This window comes from Demequina aurantiaca, from assembly GCF_000975135.1.
Taxonomy (GTDB): Bacteria; Actinomycetota; Actinomycetes; order Actinomycetales; family Demequinaceae; genus Demequina; species Demequina aurantiaca.
Genome location: NZ_BBRF01000002.1, coordinates 99,435 through 115,651 on the forward strand (window position 1 = coordinate 99,435; position 16,217 = coordinate 115,651).

Genomic DNA, 16,217 nt, shown 5'->3' on the forward strand with positions numbered 1-16,217 from the left:
AGGGGCTCCGACATCAAGACGATGCCGGAGCCCCTCACACAGGTGCTGACACAGCAACGAGATTTCATGTTTAGGAAGGCAGCACGATGACGCACGCACTAGAACAGGTGGGTAGTTCGGTCCACTACCGTCGCTTCGTGGTAGACGCAGAACATTTCAGTGAAGCCGGGCCCCGGTGGGGCCGTTCGGTTGTATCGGCAATATTTGTTGCAGTGATTGCGCTGACGGGTGGAATGCTCTCGGCTACCAGTGCCGCAGCACACGGCGGGCCCTACGAGCTGGAGATTACTAGCGATGCCGCGGGTGGGATCGCGGTGTCGGCGACGTACGTCGAGGACGGACACGTCGTGAGCGAGATCATGGATCCGGTCGCCGAGGCCACGTCCGCCGACGGTCGGAACGCCGGGCCCATTGAGTTGATCTCGTCATCTGAGGGCGTGGGTCGGTGGGTGTCGGAGGAGCCATTCCTTGACGACGGCGATTGGACGGTGACTGTGACCACGACGCAACCGGAGGAGACTACGGCCACGGTCGAATTCACCGTTGCTCCATTGGAGGCGCCAGTGGAACCCGCGCCGATCACCAGCAACGACGAGTCTGCCGGCGAGGTCGCCACGGATAGTGATTCGACAACAGAAAGCGCGCCTGTGGGGGACGACTCCTCATCATCATTTGCCTGGCTGATCTTCGCAGGAGCTGCCGGGCTTATCGTGATCGTTGGAGTTGCCGTGATTCTGGCCAAGCGCCGCAGCCGCGCACACTCCTAAATCTCGGAGTTGGGATCCACGCGTACGATCCACGTCGCGACGGTACCGGGGTTGTCCGCACCCGGGTCACGCGGTTCCAAAGAGAAAGTACCGTCGCGCCGGATCGCACGGTTCGCCAGGTTGGACGTCCCGGAGTGACGGACGGTCGCACCCGAGGCTCCGCGCCCATTGTCGCTCACCTGAATTTCCAGGCGGTGCTCACGGACCTTGACGGTGACCCAGGCCGCACTAGCGTTGGCGTGCCGAGCGACGTTTGACAGCAGTTCGCGCATGACTGCCACCGCATCGTCCGCCAGCGAGCGGTCGACCTCGCTGGCCGCAGCCACCTCGTCCCAGGATGCGTCCACTCGTGGCGCGAAGCCCAGTGTCTCCCGCGCGAGTGTGACCTCACGCTCAAGGCGAGTAGTCAGCGTCTCCTCACTGCGGCCACCGGCGAGTGCACTCATGACGCCGCGCACCTCATACTGGGCGCGGCGCACGTGCTCCAGGGTGGAATTGAGGCGCCTTGCCGCAGCATCGTCGACGTCTGCGGCAATGCCCTCGAGCTGAATCGAGGTTGCGAAGAGCTCTTGGGAGACGAAGTCGTGGAGATCGTCGGCGATGCGTTGGCGTTCGTCGCTTAATCCGGCCACGTGTTTCAAGTGCGTGATCTCTGCGAGGCCAAGCGCGATCGCGGCATCGGTCGCGAATCGCTGCGCCGTCGCCAGGTCCGACGAGAGAAACTCCTCGGCGCCCCGCTCGCGCCACAGCATCAGCAGCCCCACCGTGGTCTCGCCTGCGCGTAACGGCGCGTACATCGCCGGTCCAAAGTCGCGAATTGCCTCGAGCACATGGGCGCCCGGCGGGATCGACGAGACGAGGCCCACTCCACTGTGAACGGTCTGCATCGCGGGCCCATTCTCGGGGAGGTTGAGCCCCAACAACTCATGCGCTCGCGGGCCACCCGTGAATTCCAGCACCCACCGATCCGCGACTCCTGGCAGCGCGAGTGCAGAATGGGTGGCACGCGCGAGAGAGGACGCCGAGTCGAGGATCATCGTGAAGATCGACTCGTCCTCGGGGTTGGACAACAGCGAGGTGACGATGGTGTTCGAGGCCTCAAGCCACGCCTGGCGTTCCACGGCCTGGCTGTAAAGCTTCGCGTTGTCGATGGCGACCGAGGCGGCTGCGGCTAGCGCACGAACGATGCTCCCATCGGCGGCATTGAAGCCGCCGTCCTTGTTCGCGAGATAGAGGTAACCAAAGGTCGTGTCGCGCACTCGAAGTCGGGTGCCGAGGAACGCCCCGAGGGGCGGGTGCCCGGGTGGTAGGCCGAGAAACGCCGGGTGCGAAGTGATTTCGTCGATCATGAGGACGTCGTCCTGCGGAATCTCGTGCAGTACGCCGACGCCGCTGGGGGCGCGGCCGATGGCGTCCCATACCGAGGCGTCCATGCCGACGTACTGAAAACCCACGCTACGGTCATTGGCGTCGAGCTGATTGATGGCTGCGTATTGTGCGCCGGTGAGTTGCACTGAGGCATCGAGCATCTCGGCGAGAACTTCCGCCAGTTCGTGCTTGGCGTTCAGTCCTACGATGGCGTGCGTCAGTGCGTCGAGAGAAGTGCCGCTGTCATCGTTCATCGAGATTCACCACCTGGTCCGCGCGATCGAGGAGGCTCACGTCGTGCGTCACGATGACCACGGTGCGTCCGCGCCTTCGCATCGTATCCAAGACGGCCCTCAGGGCGTCCCGTCCGGCGGCATCCAGGTGCTCGCCGGGCTCGTCGATGAGGTGAATGGGGGCCGGGGTCACCAGCACGCGGGCAAGGAGTAGGCGCCGGCGCTCGCCGCCAGAAATCGAGTCGCCGCCCGAGCCGAGCACCGTGTCGAGCCCTGCCGGCAGCCCGGCAACCCAGGCCCTCAGCCCGACGGTGTCGAGCGCCTCGGTCGCCTCGTCGAGCGTCACGTCGCCGCGTGCCACGCGCAGGTTCTCCAGCACCGAAGTCCCAAAGACGTGCGCGTCCTCGGCTGTCATTGCCACGGTGTGGCCGGTGGCCTCCTCGGTGACGGGGAGGCCGTCGAGGGTGACGGTGCCCTCCACGGGGTCGAGTGCCCCAGCAATCGTCAGCAGCATGGTGGTCTTGCCGATTCCAGAGCGTCCGATGAGCCCCAGGCTGGCGCCGGGTTCGACTCGCACGCTCACCGGTCGCGTGGGGGCCGATGCTTCCCCATCCTCCGTTGCAGGCCATCCCGCGCGCAGGGCTTGGATCTCGAGTCGTGGCGCAGTGGAGGGCGCGAGAGCCGCCTCGGTGGAGCTGGCCGGGGTAGCCGCTTGAGAACCTGCCACCTGTCCCGTCATCGCTCGTACTCGTCGCGCGGCGAACCTCGACCGGAAATACTGGCTCATGGCGGTGGGGATTGCGCCGACGGCCTCGAACGCGGCGAGCGGAGTGAGGGCCACCACGGCCGCGCCGGGGCCGCTGAGGTTCCCTGCAGTGGCGGCGGTGATCCCGATACCTACCGCGAGGACCAGCGCCGCGCCCGAGGCGAGGGACTGGAGTCCCGCTGCCCACGCCGAGGGGCCGGCCGCAGCATCGGCCGCCGCCTCTGCCTCTCGGTTCGCGGCGTGGAGCTCGTCGCGGACGGCTCCCGTCGTGTCCCACACACGGTGTTCGGAGGCCGAGTCGAGCGAGGAATGAACGGCCGCGGAGACCTCCGCCTGAGCCGCGCCCCCGCGCTCGGCGGCGATGCGTGATGCGCGCGCCGTGAGCATCCCCGGGAGCAGAGCCGCGAGGACGAGGCACACGGCTAGGGCCGCAGCCGCGAGGAGCGAGAAATAGCCAACAATGGCGACGGCGAGCGCGGAGACGGTGAGTGCGACCCAGGCTGGGATGATGGCGCGCACCACCGCATCGCCTATCGCGTCGAGGTCGGCGCCAAGACGCGCGAGGATATCGCCGCGGCGCAGTCCCAAGATGGTGCGCGAGCCCGATGCCGCGAGCGCCGCGTAGGTGCGTTCCCGCAGCGTTACGACTCCCCGCAGCGCGGCGTCGTGGCTGGCGAGACGTTCCAGGTAGCGGAACAGTCCACGGCTGATGCCAAAGAAGCGGACGATGACTGCAGCGAGCGCAATGTCTGCCGGCGACGGCATCTCGGCGGCCTTCGCGATGAGCCACGCGGCCACCGCCGCGAGTCCGACGGCCGAGCCGAGCGCCATCGTGCCGGCGGAGACCGCCTTGACGACCTGCCAGCGGCGCAGTCCGGTGTCGCGGATTGCTTCCTTGAGATCGCTCACCGGGCATCACCAGCGGAGTGCTCGGTGGTGCTTCCGTGACGGTGGGTCTCGGAAACGCGCGGGGCATCGAGTACGTCCACCACGACGTCGGCGGCCACGATCATCTCTTCCTCATGGGTCGCGATCACGACGGTGGCGCCGGAGTGTGCGGCGGCACGGATCTGATCGATCACCTCTGCGCGGGAGGCAGAGTCGAGGTGCGCGGTGGGCTCGTCGAGCACGAGCACGGGGCGGTTAGAGGCGAAGGCGCGCTCGAGCGCCCGTCGCTGGCGCTGTCCTAGGCTCAGGGTGCGTCCGTCGGGACCCAAGTCGGGTCGTTGCGGCACCCAGCCGCACTGGGCGCTCCACGTTGCGCGTTGAACGGTCGCAGTGGCATCGGCGAGGAGACGCGAGTCTGTACCCGTAGCGACCGCGTGGATCGTACCGGAGTCCGGTGCCAGTAGCCCCACCAGTGCCATCAAAGCCGTGGACTTGCCCTCGCCATTGCTGCCGCGCAGCACAGTCACCGTTCCGGGGACAGCATCGAAGCTCAAGCTGGATGGTGCCCATCGGCGACCATCGGGCGTCGCCACTGCGAGGCCGCGAACGTGCAGTGACGTGCTGCGCAGGGGCGGGGCAGCTCCGAGTGACTCGGTCTGCGTTCCCGGCGGGCGCTCGTCCAGAATGGAGAACGCTGCGTCGGCGGCCGCGAGGCCATCGGCGGAGGCGTGGAAGTGTGTGCCGACGTTGCGAACCGGCAGGTAGACCTCGGGGGCGAGGACGAGGACCGCGAGGGCAGTCTCAATACCGATGTCGCCGGCAACCAGGCGGAAACCCATCGTGACGGCCACCAGCGCCACCGCCAGGGTGGTCAGCAATTCGAGCACCATTCCTGATAGGAACGCGATGCGCAGTGAGCTCATGGTTGCGGCGCGATACGCATCGCCGAGCTCGCGGACCCGGGCGGCGGGGCCGCGCTCGCGTCCCAGCGCGCGCAGCGTGGGCAGCCCCTCGATCAGATCCAAGGTGCGTGTCGCCAGACGGTCCATGCTCGCCAGGTGCCGTGCCGAGCGCTCGCGCGTCAGCAGGCCCACCAGAATCATGAAGACAGGGACCAGTGGCAGGGTCACCGCAATTATCACGGCGGACAACCAGTCCAGGCCCAGCACCACGATGAGCATGAGCGGCGTCACGGTTGCCGCCAGCATGAGCTGCGGGAGATAGCGCACAAAGTAGGGGAGTAGGTTCTCCAGCCCGCGAGTCACCACCGTGGTCACGGAGGCGCCCCCACCACTGGCGACCCACCGCGGGCCCAGCGTGGCGGCATGATCCACCACCTGGGTACGAATGTCGCTGATGACTCGAACCCCGGCCCGGTGCGCGAGGCGTTCCTGCAGCCACGTCACCGCAGCACGCGCGGCTACCACTGCGATCAGCCACGCCAGGCCCGTAGCGAGCGAGCGCGTGCCCTCCGGCACGAGCCGACCCCACCAGCCCAGTCCGTCCTCCGCGAGGGGAGCTGGGGCGAGAATTGGGGATAGCAGGCGCGCCAACAACAGCGCCTGCGCGAGAATCAGCAGTGCGGTCACCGCCCCGAGCGCCGCCGTCGTGATGACGTAGCGGCGCGCGGGTCCGATCCGGCCCACCAGGCGCGGATCGAAAGGACGCATACCGCCCTAGTCCTTGGAGAAGGTGAGTTCGTTGTGCTCGGGGATGTGCTTGACGGAGATGCGCTTGCGGAACACCCAGTACGTCCAGCCCTGGTAGAGCAGGATGACAGGAAGCAGGAAGCAGGCGACCCAGGTCATGACGGTGAGGGTGTAGTCGGTTGACGAGGCGTTGTCGACCGTCAGTGAGTTAGCGGCGTCATTGCTCGCGGGCATGACGTCCGGGAACATTGAGCCGAAGATCAGCACGACGGCGCCCGCGATTGCCACGGCGTTAGCGGTAAAGGCCTTGCCAAAGCTGCCCTGGAGAGAGAACCACCAGGCCAGCGCCAGACCCACGGCGGCGATGGCCAGCGGGACCCAGGTCCAGACGACCTCGGAGTACGCCAGCTGTGCCCAGATGGCCCAGACCGCGGCGACAACGAGCGAGATCGGCGCGAAGCGCTTGGCCAGTGACTCGGCCCGCTCGCGCACGATTCCGTCGGTCTTGAGCGCCAGGAAGATGGAGCCGTGCGTCAGGAACAGCAGCAGAGTGACGGCACCGCCCAGGAGTGCAAAGGGGCTGAGCAGCGTGAAGAAGTTGCCGATGAATTCGTGGTTCTCGTCGAGCGGCACGCCGCGCACCAGGTTGGCGAAGGCAACACCCCACAGGATCGAGGGTACCCACGCGGTGATGATGATCGCGCGGTCCCAGTTCTTGCGCCAGGTGGGGTCGTTGATCTTGGCGCGGTACTCGATCGCCACGGCACGCACGATGAGCGCCACCAGGATCAGCAGGAGCGGCAGATAGAAGCCGCTGAACATAGTCGCGTACCACTCGGGGAATGCCGCGAACGTGGCACCACCGGCGGTGAGCAGCCACACCTCGTTGCCGTCCCACACGGGACCGATGGTGTTGAGGGCCACCCGGCGCTCGGTGTTGTTCTTTCCGACGACGGGCATGAGCATCCCCACGCCAAAGTCGAATCCTTCGAGCACGAGGTAGCCGGTCCACAGGACGGCGATGAGGATGAACCAGACGGTTGCGAGTTCCATGTCGTTTTCTCCTTAACCTTCCGGGGCCGACTCAGTACGCGAACGACATAGGCTTGCCGGCCTCGTCGTCGCTGTCGTCGGGTGGGGGAGCGATCACGGGGGCGCCTTCGCTTGTATATCGCTTCTGAAGCCGGAACCAGAACACTCCGAGCACGCCGTAGACCACGGTGAAGGTGATCATGGACGTCAGCACCTCGCCGGCGCTGACGGAGTCAGAGTTGCCAAACATCGTCATCATCAGGATCTGGTCGGAGCCGGTGGGGTTGGGCGCGACCACGAACGGCTGCCTGCCCATCTCGGTGAAGATCCACCCAAAAGCGGAGGCGAAGAACGGCATGGGAATCGCCACCAATGCCAACCGTTTGAACCAGAGCGCGCCGGATACCTGCTTCTTTCGTGTGACCCACAGGATGGCGAGGGCGAGCGCCGCGGAGAACGCGGCCAGGCCGATCATGAGGCGGAACGACCAGTAGGTGACCAGCAGGTTGGGGCGGTATTCGATCGTCTCGCCGTCGGCTGTCGTCGCACCGTAGCGCTCCGAGTAGATCTCCTGGAGCTGATTGATGCCAGTCACCGGGGCATCCCAGTCACCGGTAGCGAGGTAGGACGTCAGGCCAGGAATTTCGAGCACGTGCTTCACGGATTCAGGGTCGTTGCCCGCGAGGTTACCGATCGCGAGCAGCGAGAACGCCGCCGGTTGCTCCGTGTTCATCAGTCCCTCGGCAGCAGCCATCTTGATGGGCTGCTGCTTGAACATCAGCTTTGCCTGCAGGTCACCGGTGACGAGCAGTCCGACGCCGGCAATCAGCATGACGACCGCGCCAAAGCGGGCGGCGGTGCGGTACATGCTCGCGTCGGTGTTCTCGGGACCATCACCGTTGGCGCGCACGGACTTGACCATCCACCACACGCCAATTCCCGCGACGAAGGTGCCGGCCACGAGGAACGCGGTAGCGATCACGTGCGGGAACGCCACAAGGGTGGTGTTGTTGGTCAGCACGGCCCAGATGTCCGTCATCTCGGCGCGGCCGGTTTCCTCGTTGTAGATCGCACCAACGGGGTGCTGCATCCACGAGTTAGCCGCGAGGATGAAGTACGCGGACATCAGTGAACCAATCGAGAACGCCCAGACCGTTGCCAGGTGAACCTTCTTGGACAAGCGATCCCATCCGAAAATCCACAGGCCGAGGAAGGTCGACTCGAGGAAGAATGCGGCGAGGGCCTCCATTGCGAGGGGAGCCCCAAACACGTCGCCTACGTACCGCGAATAGTTGGACCAGTTCATACCGAACTGGAACTCCTGCACGATTCCGGTGGCGACGCCCAGCGCGAAGTTGATCAGCAGCAGCTTGCCGTAAAACTTGGTCAGGCGCAGCCACTTCTCGTTTCCGGTGCGCACCCATGCGGTCTGCATGATCGCGACGAGGGTGGAGAGCCCAATCGTCAGCGGCACCAGCATGAAGTGATAGACCGTCGTGATGCCGAACTGCCATCGGGCTAAATCAAGGGCTTCCACAGGTAATTCCTTTCGCGAAACATCGCGTGCATTGCGCAGGTTGAGCGTCTCTCCCGCGGTCAATGACATCGGCTGAGAAGCACTGCTCCAAACCTACACGCGAAAGCCCCTGCAGGTGGCACCCCATCGTCCCGTGTGCGACGCGCCCTACTCGGGCCGCCACCAGCGCAATCCGCACTTTCCTGGAGGCGTGTGTCACAATGGTCATCAGGTCAGCACCCAGCCACACCGGGAGCGAACCGCGCGACATTTGCAGTGACTGAAGAGCAGCCAGTCCCGCCATGGTCCCGCCGGCTACAGCCACTAGCGGAGACACCGGGGATAGGCGCTTAAGAGATCGACTACAAATGCTCGCCGCGACCTGAAGACTTCTGTGGGCACGGACCGTGACCCATGACCGACAACGATGTCGAGACGATGTGTGGGTCGTCTCGATCTGAGGTACCCGCTTTGAGCGAGGACAACAACACCCCAGCAGCACCCGCCAACGCCCTGGTTTTTCAGGCGCCCGAGCCCGCGAAGCCACGACGTGCTTCCGCACCGGCCGGACCCCCCGCATCGTCCGCCGACAAGGCCGCGGCTTCCACGCCCAAGTCCGGCGCCGATGCTGCGGACAACGCACCCAGGAAGTCAAGTGGTGACGACGGAGACGGCGCACCCAAGAAGAAGACATCGGGCGGCAGGTCCGGTGCCAAGAAGTCAGGCGGCAACAAGAAGTCTGGCGACGCTCCTCAGGGAGACGGTGGTTCTGCAGACGGCTCGAACGACAAGCCTGGCGCCGATGCGGCCGCTAGCGAGAGGTCTGGTGGCCGGGGCAAGCAGTCGTCCGCCGACAGCTCTCGCGGCGACAGCCAGAATGATGACAACTCACGTGGCGACAACTCGGAGTCACGAGACGGCGGTTCCGATGGCGACGATGGTTCGCCTCGCCGCCGTCGCCGCGGAGGACGCGGACGTGGCAAGAAGCGCACCGACGGCGACAACGGAGGCGACGGCTCGAATGACCGTTCCGGCGACGATGCTGGAAACGACAACGGCGGTGACAACGGCCGCAACACAGATGGCGCATCGGACGACGGCGGCAACGGTGGCAACCGTGGTGGCCGCGGCAATGATGGCGACAACGACAACAATGGTGGCGACGACTCGAGTGAGGGTGGCTCGCGTAAGCGTCGCCGCTCGCGCAGCGGACGCGGCTCACGTTCCGGCGGCGGCTCAGGCGGCAGTTCCAACTCGGGCGGCGACGACCAGCTCCAGGGGTCCACTCGCCTGCAGGCGAAGCGCCAGCGTCGACGTGATAGCCGCGACGGTCAGCGCCGTCGCCCGGTAATTTCTGAGGCAGAGTTCCTCGCCCGCCGCGAATCCGTCAAACGCTCCATGGTTGTGCGCGAGAAGGACAGTCGCGTGCAGATTGCCGTCATGGAGGACGACGTGCTCGTTGAGCACTACGTCTCCCACCAGGCTCAGCAGGCGATGGCCGGCAATGTCTACCTCGGCCGCGTTCAGAACGTGCTGCCCGGCATGGAAGCTGCCTTCATCGATGTGGGCCGCGGACGCAACGCCGTGCTCTACGCGGGCGAAGTCAACTGGGATGCCGCTGGCATGGAGGGCAAGCCCCGTCGTATCGAACTTGCGCTCAAGCCAGGCGACACGGTCATGGTGCAGGTGACCAAGGACCCCATCGGTCACAAGGGTGCCCGCGTCACGAGTCAAATCTCGCTGGCTGGCCGCTTCCTGGTCTACGTACCAGGCGGGGGAGTGACCGGTATCAGCCGCAAGCTTCCCGACACCGAGCGCGCCCGGCTCAAGAAACTGCTGCGCGAGGTCATCCCGGCGGACGCGGGCGTCATCGTCCGCACCGCAGCCGAGGGTGCCGCGGAAGAGGAACTCCGTGCGGACGTCGAGCGCCTCAAGCGCCAGTGGGAGTCCATCGAGAAGGAAGCCAAGACCGGAAAGGCACCGCAGTTGCTTCGCGGCGAACCCGACATGGCTATCCGCGTGGTGCGCGACATCTTTAACGAAGACTTTGACTCGCTCACCATCCAAGGTGACGACACGTGGAACTCCCTGAGCGCCTACGTGGGCTCGGTTGCGCCGGACCTCATGGAGCGTCTGCACAAGTTCGTGGGTGACAAGGACGTGTTCTCCGAGTCGCGCATCGACGAGCAGCTTGCCAAGGGCATGGACCGCAAGGTGTGGCTCCCGTCAGGCGGCTCCCTCGTGATCGACCGCACCGAGGCCATGACTGTGGTTGACGTCAATACCGGCAAGTTCGTCGGCAAGGGCGGCACGCTCGAAGAGACCATGACGCTCAACAACCTTGAGGCTGCCGAAGAAATCGTTCGCCAGCTCCGCCTGCGCGACATTGGCGGCATCATCGTGGTCGACTTCGTGGACATGCTCCTCGAGGCCAACCGTGACCGGGTTCTGCGCCGCCTCATCGAGTGCCTGGGGCGCGACCGCACGAAGCACCAAGTGGCCGAGGTCACCTCATTGGGTCTGGTTCAGATGACCCGCAAGCGCGTCGGACAGGGTCTTGTCGAGGCCTTCTCCGAGACCTGTGAGTGCTGCAAGGGGCGCGGTTTCCTCGTGCAGGGCGAGCCGGTCCCCGAGGCCAGCGAGAAGCAGCCAGAGCGTGGCGGCCGTCGCGGTCGTGGCGGAAACAACTCTGGCGGCAATTCCGGAAACAATTCCGGAAACAACTCCGGCGGCGGCAAGCGTGGCGATGGCAACCAGTCGTCGCACGACGACGAGCCGCACGGTGAGACTCACGCCCTCGATGACCGAGAGGACGCGCGCGCGGCAGTCAAGGCCACGCTCGCCTCCATTGCCGCGGCAGCGGAGAAGGCTCACCACCACGACGACCAGCCTGCAGCCGCAGGTGAAAAACTTGCCGAGGACGTGACGGTGGACCTCGTCCTGCCTGAGTCCAAGGACGCCAAGACCGACGCGGAGCCGGCCCCTCAGGCCAGCGTTGACACCGCATCGGACGACGCAGCAGCACCAGAGACCAACGACTCTGCGGCGCCCGCCGTCGAGTCATCACCCGAAGCGGACGAATCGGCTACCAAGGAGTAGCGCTCTGCGTGCCTGTCGCGTTTGACCGAGGGGCATGCAAGGCGGTATCTTTGACAGTCGGCGCGCGAGCGTCCAACCCTGCCTGCGCCCTCACTGGGAACAGCGGAGCGGCAGCGGTAGGGAAACAAGAGACAGACTTAGAGGAATAGATCATGGTTTACGCGATTGTTAAGGCCGGTGGCCGCCAGGAGAAGGTTTCCGTTGGCACCGTTGTGGTGATGAACCGCATCAAGGCAACCCAGGGCGACAAGGTTGAGCTCCCGGCTCTCCTGCTCGTCGACGGTGAAGCCGTCACCTCGGACGCTAAGTCCTTGGCGAAGATTAAGGTCACCGCTGAGGTCGTTCGCGACGAGCGTGGACCCAAGATCGACATCCTGAAGTACAAGAACAAGACCGGCTACCGCAAGCGCATCGGCCACCGTCAGGAGCTCACGCGCCTGAAGGTCACGGGCATTAAGTAAAGGCGAGGATTAACTCATGGCACACAAAAAGGGCGCGAGTTCCTCGCGCAACGGTCGTGACTCGAACGCTCAGTACCTGGGCGTCAAGCGCTTCGGCGGCGAGGTCGTAAACGCAGGCGAGATCATTCTTCGCCAGCGTGGCACGCACCACCACCCTGGACACAACGTCGGCCGCGGCAAGGACGACACTCTGTTCGCCTTGTCGGCGGGCTCGGTTGCGTTCACCAACCGTCGTGGCCGCAAGGTCGTAGACGTGGTGGCTGCGGTCTAACCACCAGCAACTATCTTTCTCACGTCAGGGGCGCGCCGGATGGCAGCGCCCCTGACGTGTATCTAGGCTAGAAAGCACGCTGCACGGTCAATGTTGAGACCGTGCGGGTGTACAACTGCGCAGGCGTAGAGATACGTCGCGATTGAGAGGCGACACATGGCATCGTTCGTGGACCGGGTGGTACTTCACGCCACCGGCGGTAACGGTGGCCACGGCGTGGCGTCCGTGCACCGCGAGAAGTTCAAGCCACTCGGCGGCCCCGACGGCGGCAACGGCGGCAGGGGCGGATCCGTCATCCTGCGCGTCAGCGCGCAAATGACTACGTTGCTCGACTACCACCACTCGCCGCATCGCATTGCTGACAACGGCAAGCAGGGTGCGGGTGACAACCGCAACGGTGCCACCGCCGATGACTTGATCTTGCCCGTGCCGAACGGCACCATCGTCAAGTCCCACACAGGCGAATTCCTCGAGGACCTCGTAGGCGAGGGTGCAGAGTTCGTCATCGCCGCCGGTGGACGTGGTGGGCTTGGCAACGCCGCACTCGCTTCTTCCAAGCGCAAAGCTCCCGGCTTCGCGCTCATGGGTGAGCCCGGTGCCGAGGCATCGGTCATCCTCGAGCTCAAGTCAATTGCCGACGTCGCACTCGTCGGTTTTCCGAGCGCTGGAAAGTCCTCGCTGATCGCGGCCATGTCCAAGGTGCGGCCCAAGATCGCCGACTATCCCTTCACCACGCTGGTGCCGAACCTTGGCGTGGTCGAGGCGGGCGGTGCGCGCTACACGATCGCGGATGTTCCGGGACTGATCGAGGGTGCCTCCGAGGGCAAGGGCCTGGGTCACGCCTTCCTGCGTCACATTGAGCGTTGCTCGGTGATCGCTCACGTGCTGGACACCGCGACGCTCGAGAGCGATCGTGACCCATTGCGCGACCTTGACATCATTGCGGCTGAGCTCGCTGCGTACAGCGGCGACGAGGCCATATCCGGTGTACCGCTGGCCGAGCGTCCGCAGATCATCATTCTCAACAAGATCGACATCCCAGACGGCCGTGAGCTCGCAGAGATGGTTCGTGAGGACCTCGAGAAGCGCGGAATGCCCATCTTCGAGGTGAGCGCGGTGAGCCACGAAGGTCTACGGGAACTCGGCTTCGCGCTGGCAAAGATGGTTGCCGACGAGCGCGCCAAACTACCAGAACTCGAGAAGGCGCCCATGGTGCTACGGCCCAAGGCTGTGGACGACAGTGGCTTCACCGTCAAGCACGTGCGCGACGGCGCCGAGGACTACTTCCAGGTGCGCGGAGAGCGTGTCGAGCGCTGGGTCAGACAAACCGACTTCAGCAATGACGAGGCTGTGGGCTACTTGGCCGACCGCCTTGCTCGTGCCGGCGTGGAGACGGGACTGTTTAAGGCCGGCGCCGTTCCCGGTGTCGAGGTCGTGATTGGCGCCCGCGAGGGTGGCATCATGTTCGACTGGGAGCCCACCATGTACACAGGAGCCGAGCTGCTTGGTCAGCGCGGAACGGATATTCGCGTGGAGGAGCACGACAGTGGCGGGCGAGCCACACGTGCCGAGAAGCGTGCCGAGCACAAGGACCGCATGGACGCCAAGACCGCAGCTCGCAAGGAGCTGTGGACTGAGCGCGATGCGGGACACTGGACGGATCCGAACAAAGACGACTAGCCTCGCACCATCTGCCAGGCGAGAGAACCACAGGAGGACCAGTGCCCTCAGCCGCTCACAGCGCCGCGCGCGCGGAGATTGCCGCCGCGCGTCGGGTGGTGGTCAAGATTGGCTCGTCGTCGCTGACGGGTCCGGACGGTCACCTGGACGAACTTGCCCTTGGTGAGTTGGCCGACGTCCTTGCGGAGGTGCGTGGATCGGGGCGAGAGGTCATCCTGGTCACATCGGGCTCTATCGCGGCCGGCATCGGACCGCTGGGGCTCGCGAACCGCCCGCGCGACCTCGAGATGCAGCAAGCGACGGCATCGGTGGGTCAGGGGATCCTGATCGCCGCGTATTCGGCCGCGTTTGCGCGTCACAGTCTGCGAGTCGGCCAGGTCTTGCTGACCGCTGACGACATGGTGCGTCGCGCGCATTACGGCAACGCCCAACGAGCACTCCACCGACTCCTGGAGCTTGGCGTCGTGCCCATCGTGAACGAGAACGACACGGTGGCAACGGACGAGATTCGTTTTGGTGACAACGATAGGCTCGCCGCGCTCGTCGCGACGGTTGTTCATGCTGATGCCCTGGTACTGCTCACTGATGTCGACGGCCTCTACACGGCGGCGCCTGACACACCGGGTGCACGTCGAGTCTCTGTCGTGTCCTCGCCTACGGAACTTGAAGGCATCGACATCTCGCGACGCGGCTCGGCTATTGGCACGGGAGGCATGGTGACCAAACTTGAGGCTGCTGCGATCGCCACATCCTCGGGCATGCCAGTGGTGCTGACATCGGCCGGCTTGGCCCGTGACGCGATCGGGGGACAGGACGTAGGTACAGCCTTCGTTGCCACGGGCAAGCGCAGCGTGTCGCGACTGGCATGGTTGGCCCATGCCGCGCGGCCATCTGGGCAACTCGTGCTGGATGCGGGCGCCGTGCGTGCGCTCCGTGGGGGAAAGGCGTCGCTCCTCGCGGCTGGCGTGAGCGCCGTTCGCGGCGAATTTGAACCCGGTGATCCCATCGAGTTGGTGGCGCCCGATGGCACCGTGGTGGCGCGCGGTCTTGCGAGCTTCGCGGCGCATGAGGTGCCCGCGATGCTGGGGCTGAGCACTGACCAGCTGCGTGATCAATTGGGCCCCCACTTCGCGCATGAATTGGTTCACATCGATGATCTCGTGGTGGTCTAGGGCTCGATAGTTTCGTGGCCGGATCGCGATTGTTATCTTTCCGTGACTTCAATAGGTGAACCCAACGCCCCCTTTTATCGCTATGGTGAATCGTGCCGCTCAACGTTGAGTGGTTAACGGGGGAAGTTCCTCGCTTACACAGAGAGGTGTGATGTGAAGAAGAATTCAGTTATTGCAATGGGAGCATTTGCCTTCCTAGCAACGGCAACCATTGCCGGATGTTCAAGTGGTGGAGATGGCGGCACTGACGCAACTCCAGCCGCAAGTTCCACCGCGTCTGCCACCGGCGGAGACGCCATGGCAGCGGGAGACGCTCGGGCATGCGTCATCCTTCCCGATGCTGCCTCCTCGCCGCGCTGGGAAAACGGTGACCGTCCCGCACTGGAGAAGGCCATCACGGATGCAGGCTTCGAAGTCGACATTCAGAACGCCCAGGGCGACACCGGTCAGTACGCGACCATCGCAGAACAGCAGATGACGGGTGGGTGTGACGTGATGCTGCTCGTCGACCTGCAGGGTGCCGCCCAGTCGGTCACCGAGAATGCTCAGGCCGAGGGGATCCCAGTGATCGCCTATGACCGTCCCATCCCGGGAGCGGACTACTACGTATCCTTCGATAACTTCCACGTGGGAGAGCTCGAGGGTCAGACTGTTGTCGATGGACTCGAGGCAAACGGAGTCGCAGCAGCCGACGCAGTGGTGGTCTACATCGGTGGAGACCCTGCAGATGGAAACGCAGCGATGTTCCACGACGGTGCCGACTCAGTGATGAAGGCTGCCGGTATCACGCCTGCGGCTGAGCCGCCGGGACTCTGGGACGGCGAACACTCCGCCACGGTCTTTGAGCAGGCGCTCACGGACCTCGATGGCAAGGTAGACGCCGTCTGGGCCGCCAACGACACGAACGCCGCGGGCGTCATCACGATCCTCGACAAGAACGGTCTTACTGTTCCGGTCTCGGGTCAGGATGCATCGGTCGCTGGTCTGCAGAATGTTCTGCTGGGCAAGCAAGGCGGCACGGTCTACAAGCCCTTCCAGGTTGAGGCACAGGACGCATCGAATCTCGCGATTCAGCTCCTGAACGGCGAGACGCCCACGATCGAGAAGTCGCTTGATGACGGAACGCCGTTTATCGCAGCGACCCCGATCCTGGTGACCAAGGACAACGTCCAGGTCGTGATTGACGACGGCAATGCCTCGTACGACGAGATCTGCGCTGGCGACGTCAAGGCCGCCTGCGACGAGGCTGGTCTGACGGCCGGCGCGTAGCGATCCACGCTCACTCGGAGGGGTTCCACACCGCCTGGTGTGGGCC

Annotated in this window: 12 protein-coding genes; 7 read left to right on the plus strand and 5 right to left on the minus strand. The window is 64.9% G+C overall.

Features of this window, described 5'->3' with window-relative positions; genetic code table 11:
- Positions 1-86 precede the first annotated feature (86 nt).
- Positions 87-767 (plus strand): hypothetical protein, encoded by a 681-nt coding sequence (locus tag AOP73_RS08915; RefSeq protein WP_061965138.1) that lies wholly within the window; start codon positions 87-89, stop codon positions 765-767.
- Here the strand turns inward: AOP73_RS08915 and AOP73_RS08920 are convergent.
- The 5 genes from AOP73_RS08920 to AOP73_RS08940 are packed head-to-tail and all read right to left on the minus strand — an operon-like array spanning position 764 to position 8,240.
- Positions 764-2,389: a GAF domain-containing sensor histidine kinase gene (locus AOP73_RS08920; RefSeq protein ID WP_061965140.1), complete on the minus strand. Its 1,626-nt coding sequence runs from the start codon at positions 2,387-2,389 to the stop codon at positions 764-766. The genes AOP73_RS08915 and AOP73_RS08920 overlap by 4 nt on opposite strands.
- Positions 2,379-4,043, minus strand: a complete 1,665-nt coding sequence (gene cydC, locus AOP73_RS08925; RefSeq protein WP_061965142.1) for a thiol reductant ABC exporter subunit CydC — start codon at positions 4,041-4,043, stop codon at positions 2,379-2,381. Before cydC ends, AOP73_RS08920 begins: the two co-directional genes overlap by 11 nt.
- On the minus strand, positions 4,040-5,692 hold the full coding sequence (locus AOP73_RS08930) for an ABC transporter ATP-binding protein/permease (RefSeq protein WP_084626762.1): 1,653 nt from the start codon (positions 5,690-5,692) through the stop codon (positions 4,040-4,042). The genes cydC and AOP73_RS08930 overlap by 4 nt, the downstream gene beginning before the upstream one ends.
- Positions 5,693-5,698: 6 nt before the next feature.
- The gene (gene cydB / locus AOP73_RS08935; protein WP_061965144.1) at positions 5,699-6,724 is read right to left on the minus strand and encodes a cytochrome d ubiquinol oxidase subunit II; all 1,026 of its coding nucleotides are present in this window, start codon (positions 6,722-6,724) and stop codon (positions 5,699-5,701) included.
- Positions 6,725-6,755: 31 nt separating this feature from the next.
- Positions 6,756-8,240 (minus strand): cytochrome ubiquinol oxidase subunit I, encoded by a 1,485-nt coding sequence (locus AOP73_RS08940; protein WP_061965676.1) that lies wholly within the window; start codon positions 8,238-8,240, stop codon positions 6,756-6,758.
- A 393-nt stretch (positions 8,241-8,633) separates the two neighbouring features.
- Here AOP73_RS08940 and AOP73_RS08945 point away from each other — a divergent pair, with 393 nt between their 5' ends.
- The 6 genes from AOP73_RS08945 (at position 8,634) to AOP73_RS08970 (ending at position 16,171) form a co-directional block, all read left to right on the plus strand.
- Positions 8,634-11,318, plus strand: a complete 2,685-nt coding sequence (locus AOP73_RS08945) for an Rne/Rng family ribonuclease (RefSeq protein ID WP_061965146.1) — start codon at positions 8,634-8,636, stop codon at positions 11,316-11,318.
- Positions 11,319-11,470: 152 nt separating this feature from the next.
- The gene (rplU, locus tag AOP73_RS08950; protein ID WP_061965148.1) at positions 11,471-11,779 is read left to right on the plus strand and encodes a 50S ribosomal protein L21; all 309 of its coding nucleotides are present in this window, start codon (positions 11,471-11,473) and stop codon (positions 11,777-11,779) included.
- 16 nt (positions 11,780-11,795) lie between these two features.
- A complete protein-coding gene (gene rpmA / locus AOP73_RS08955) occupies positions 11,796-12,050 on the plus strand; it encodes a 50S ribosomal protein L27 (protein ID WP_061965150.1) in 255 nt (84 codons plus the stop codon).
- Between the two features lie 156 nt (positions 12,051-12,206).
- Entirely contained in the window at positions 12,207-13,730 is a 1,524-nt protein-coding gene (obgE, locus tag AOP73_RS08960) for a GTPase ObgE (protein ID WP_061965152.1), read from the plus strand.
- Between the two features lie 41 nt (positions 13,731-13,771).
- Complete coding sequence (gene proB, locus AOP73_RS08965) at positions 13,772-14,902, plus strand: glutamate 5-kinase (protein WP_061965154.1); 1,131 nt, start codon at positions 13,772-13,774, stop codon at positions 14,900-14,902.
- A gap of 177 nt (positions 14,903-15,079) precedes the next feature.
- On the plus strand, positions 15,080-16,171 hold the full coding sequence (locus tag AOP73_RS08970; protein ID WP_084626763.1) for a sugar ABC transporter substrate-binding protein: 1,092 nt from the start codon (positions 15,080-15,082) through the stop codon (positions 16,169-16,171).
- Positions 16,172-16,217 lie beyond the last annotated feature (46 nt).

Coding starts and splice junctions, on each gene's coding strand:
- AOP73_RS08915 (WP_061965138.1), top strand. CDS start 87: ATGACGCACGCACTAGAACAGGTGGGTAGTTCGGTCCACTACCGTCGC.
- AOP73_RS08920 (WP_061965140.1), bottom strand. CDS start 2,389: ATGAACGATGACAGCGGCACTTCTCTCGACGCACTGACGCACGCCATC.
- AOP73_RS08930 (WP_084626762.1), bottom strand. CDS start 5,692: ATGCGTCCTTTCGATCCGCGCCTGGTGGGCCGGATCGGACCCGCGCGC.
- cydB (WP_061965144.1), bottom strand. CDS start 6,724: ATGGAACTCGCAACCGTCTGGTTCATCCTCATCGCCGTCCTGTGGACC.
- AOP73_RS08945 (WP_061965146.1), top strand. CDS start 8,634: ATGACCGACAACGATGTCGAGACGATGTGTGGGTCGTCTCGATCTGAG.
- rplU (WP_061965148.1), top strand. CDS start 11,471: ATGGTTTACGCGATTGTTAAGGCCGGTGGCCGCCAGGAGAAGGTTTCC.
- rpmA (WP_061965150.1), top strand. CDS start 11,796: ATGGCACACAAAAAGGGCGCGAGTTCCTCGCGCAACGGTCGTGACTCG.
- obgE (WP_061965152.1), top strand. CDS start 12,207: ATGGCATCGTTCGTGGACCGGGTGGTACTTCACGCCACCGGCGGTAAC.
- AOP73_RS08970 (WP_084626763.1), top strand. CDS start 15,080: ATGGGAGCATTTGCCTTCCTAGCAACGGCAACCATTGCCGGATGTTCA.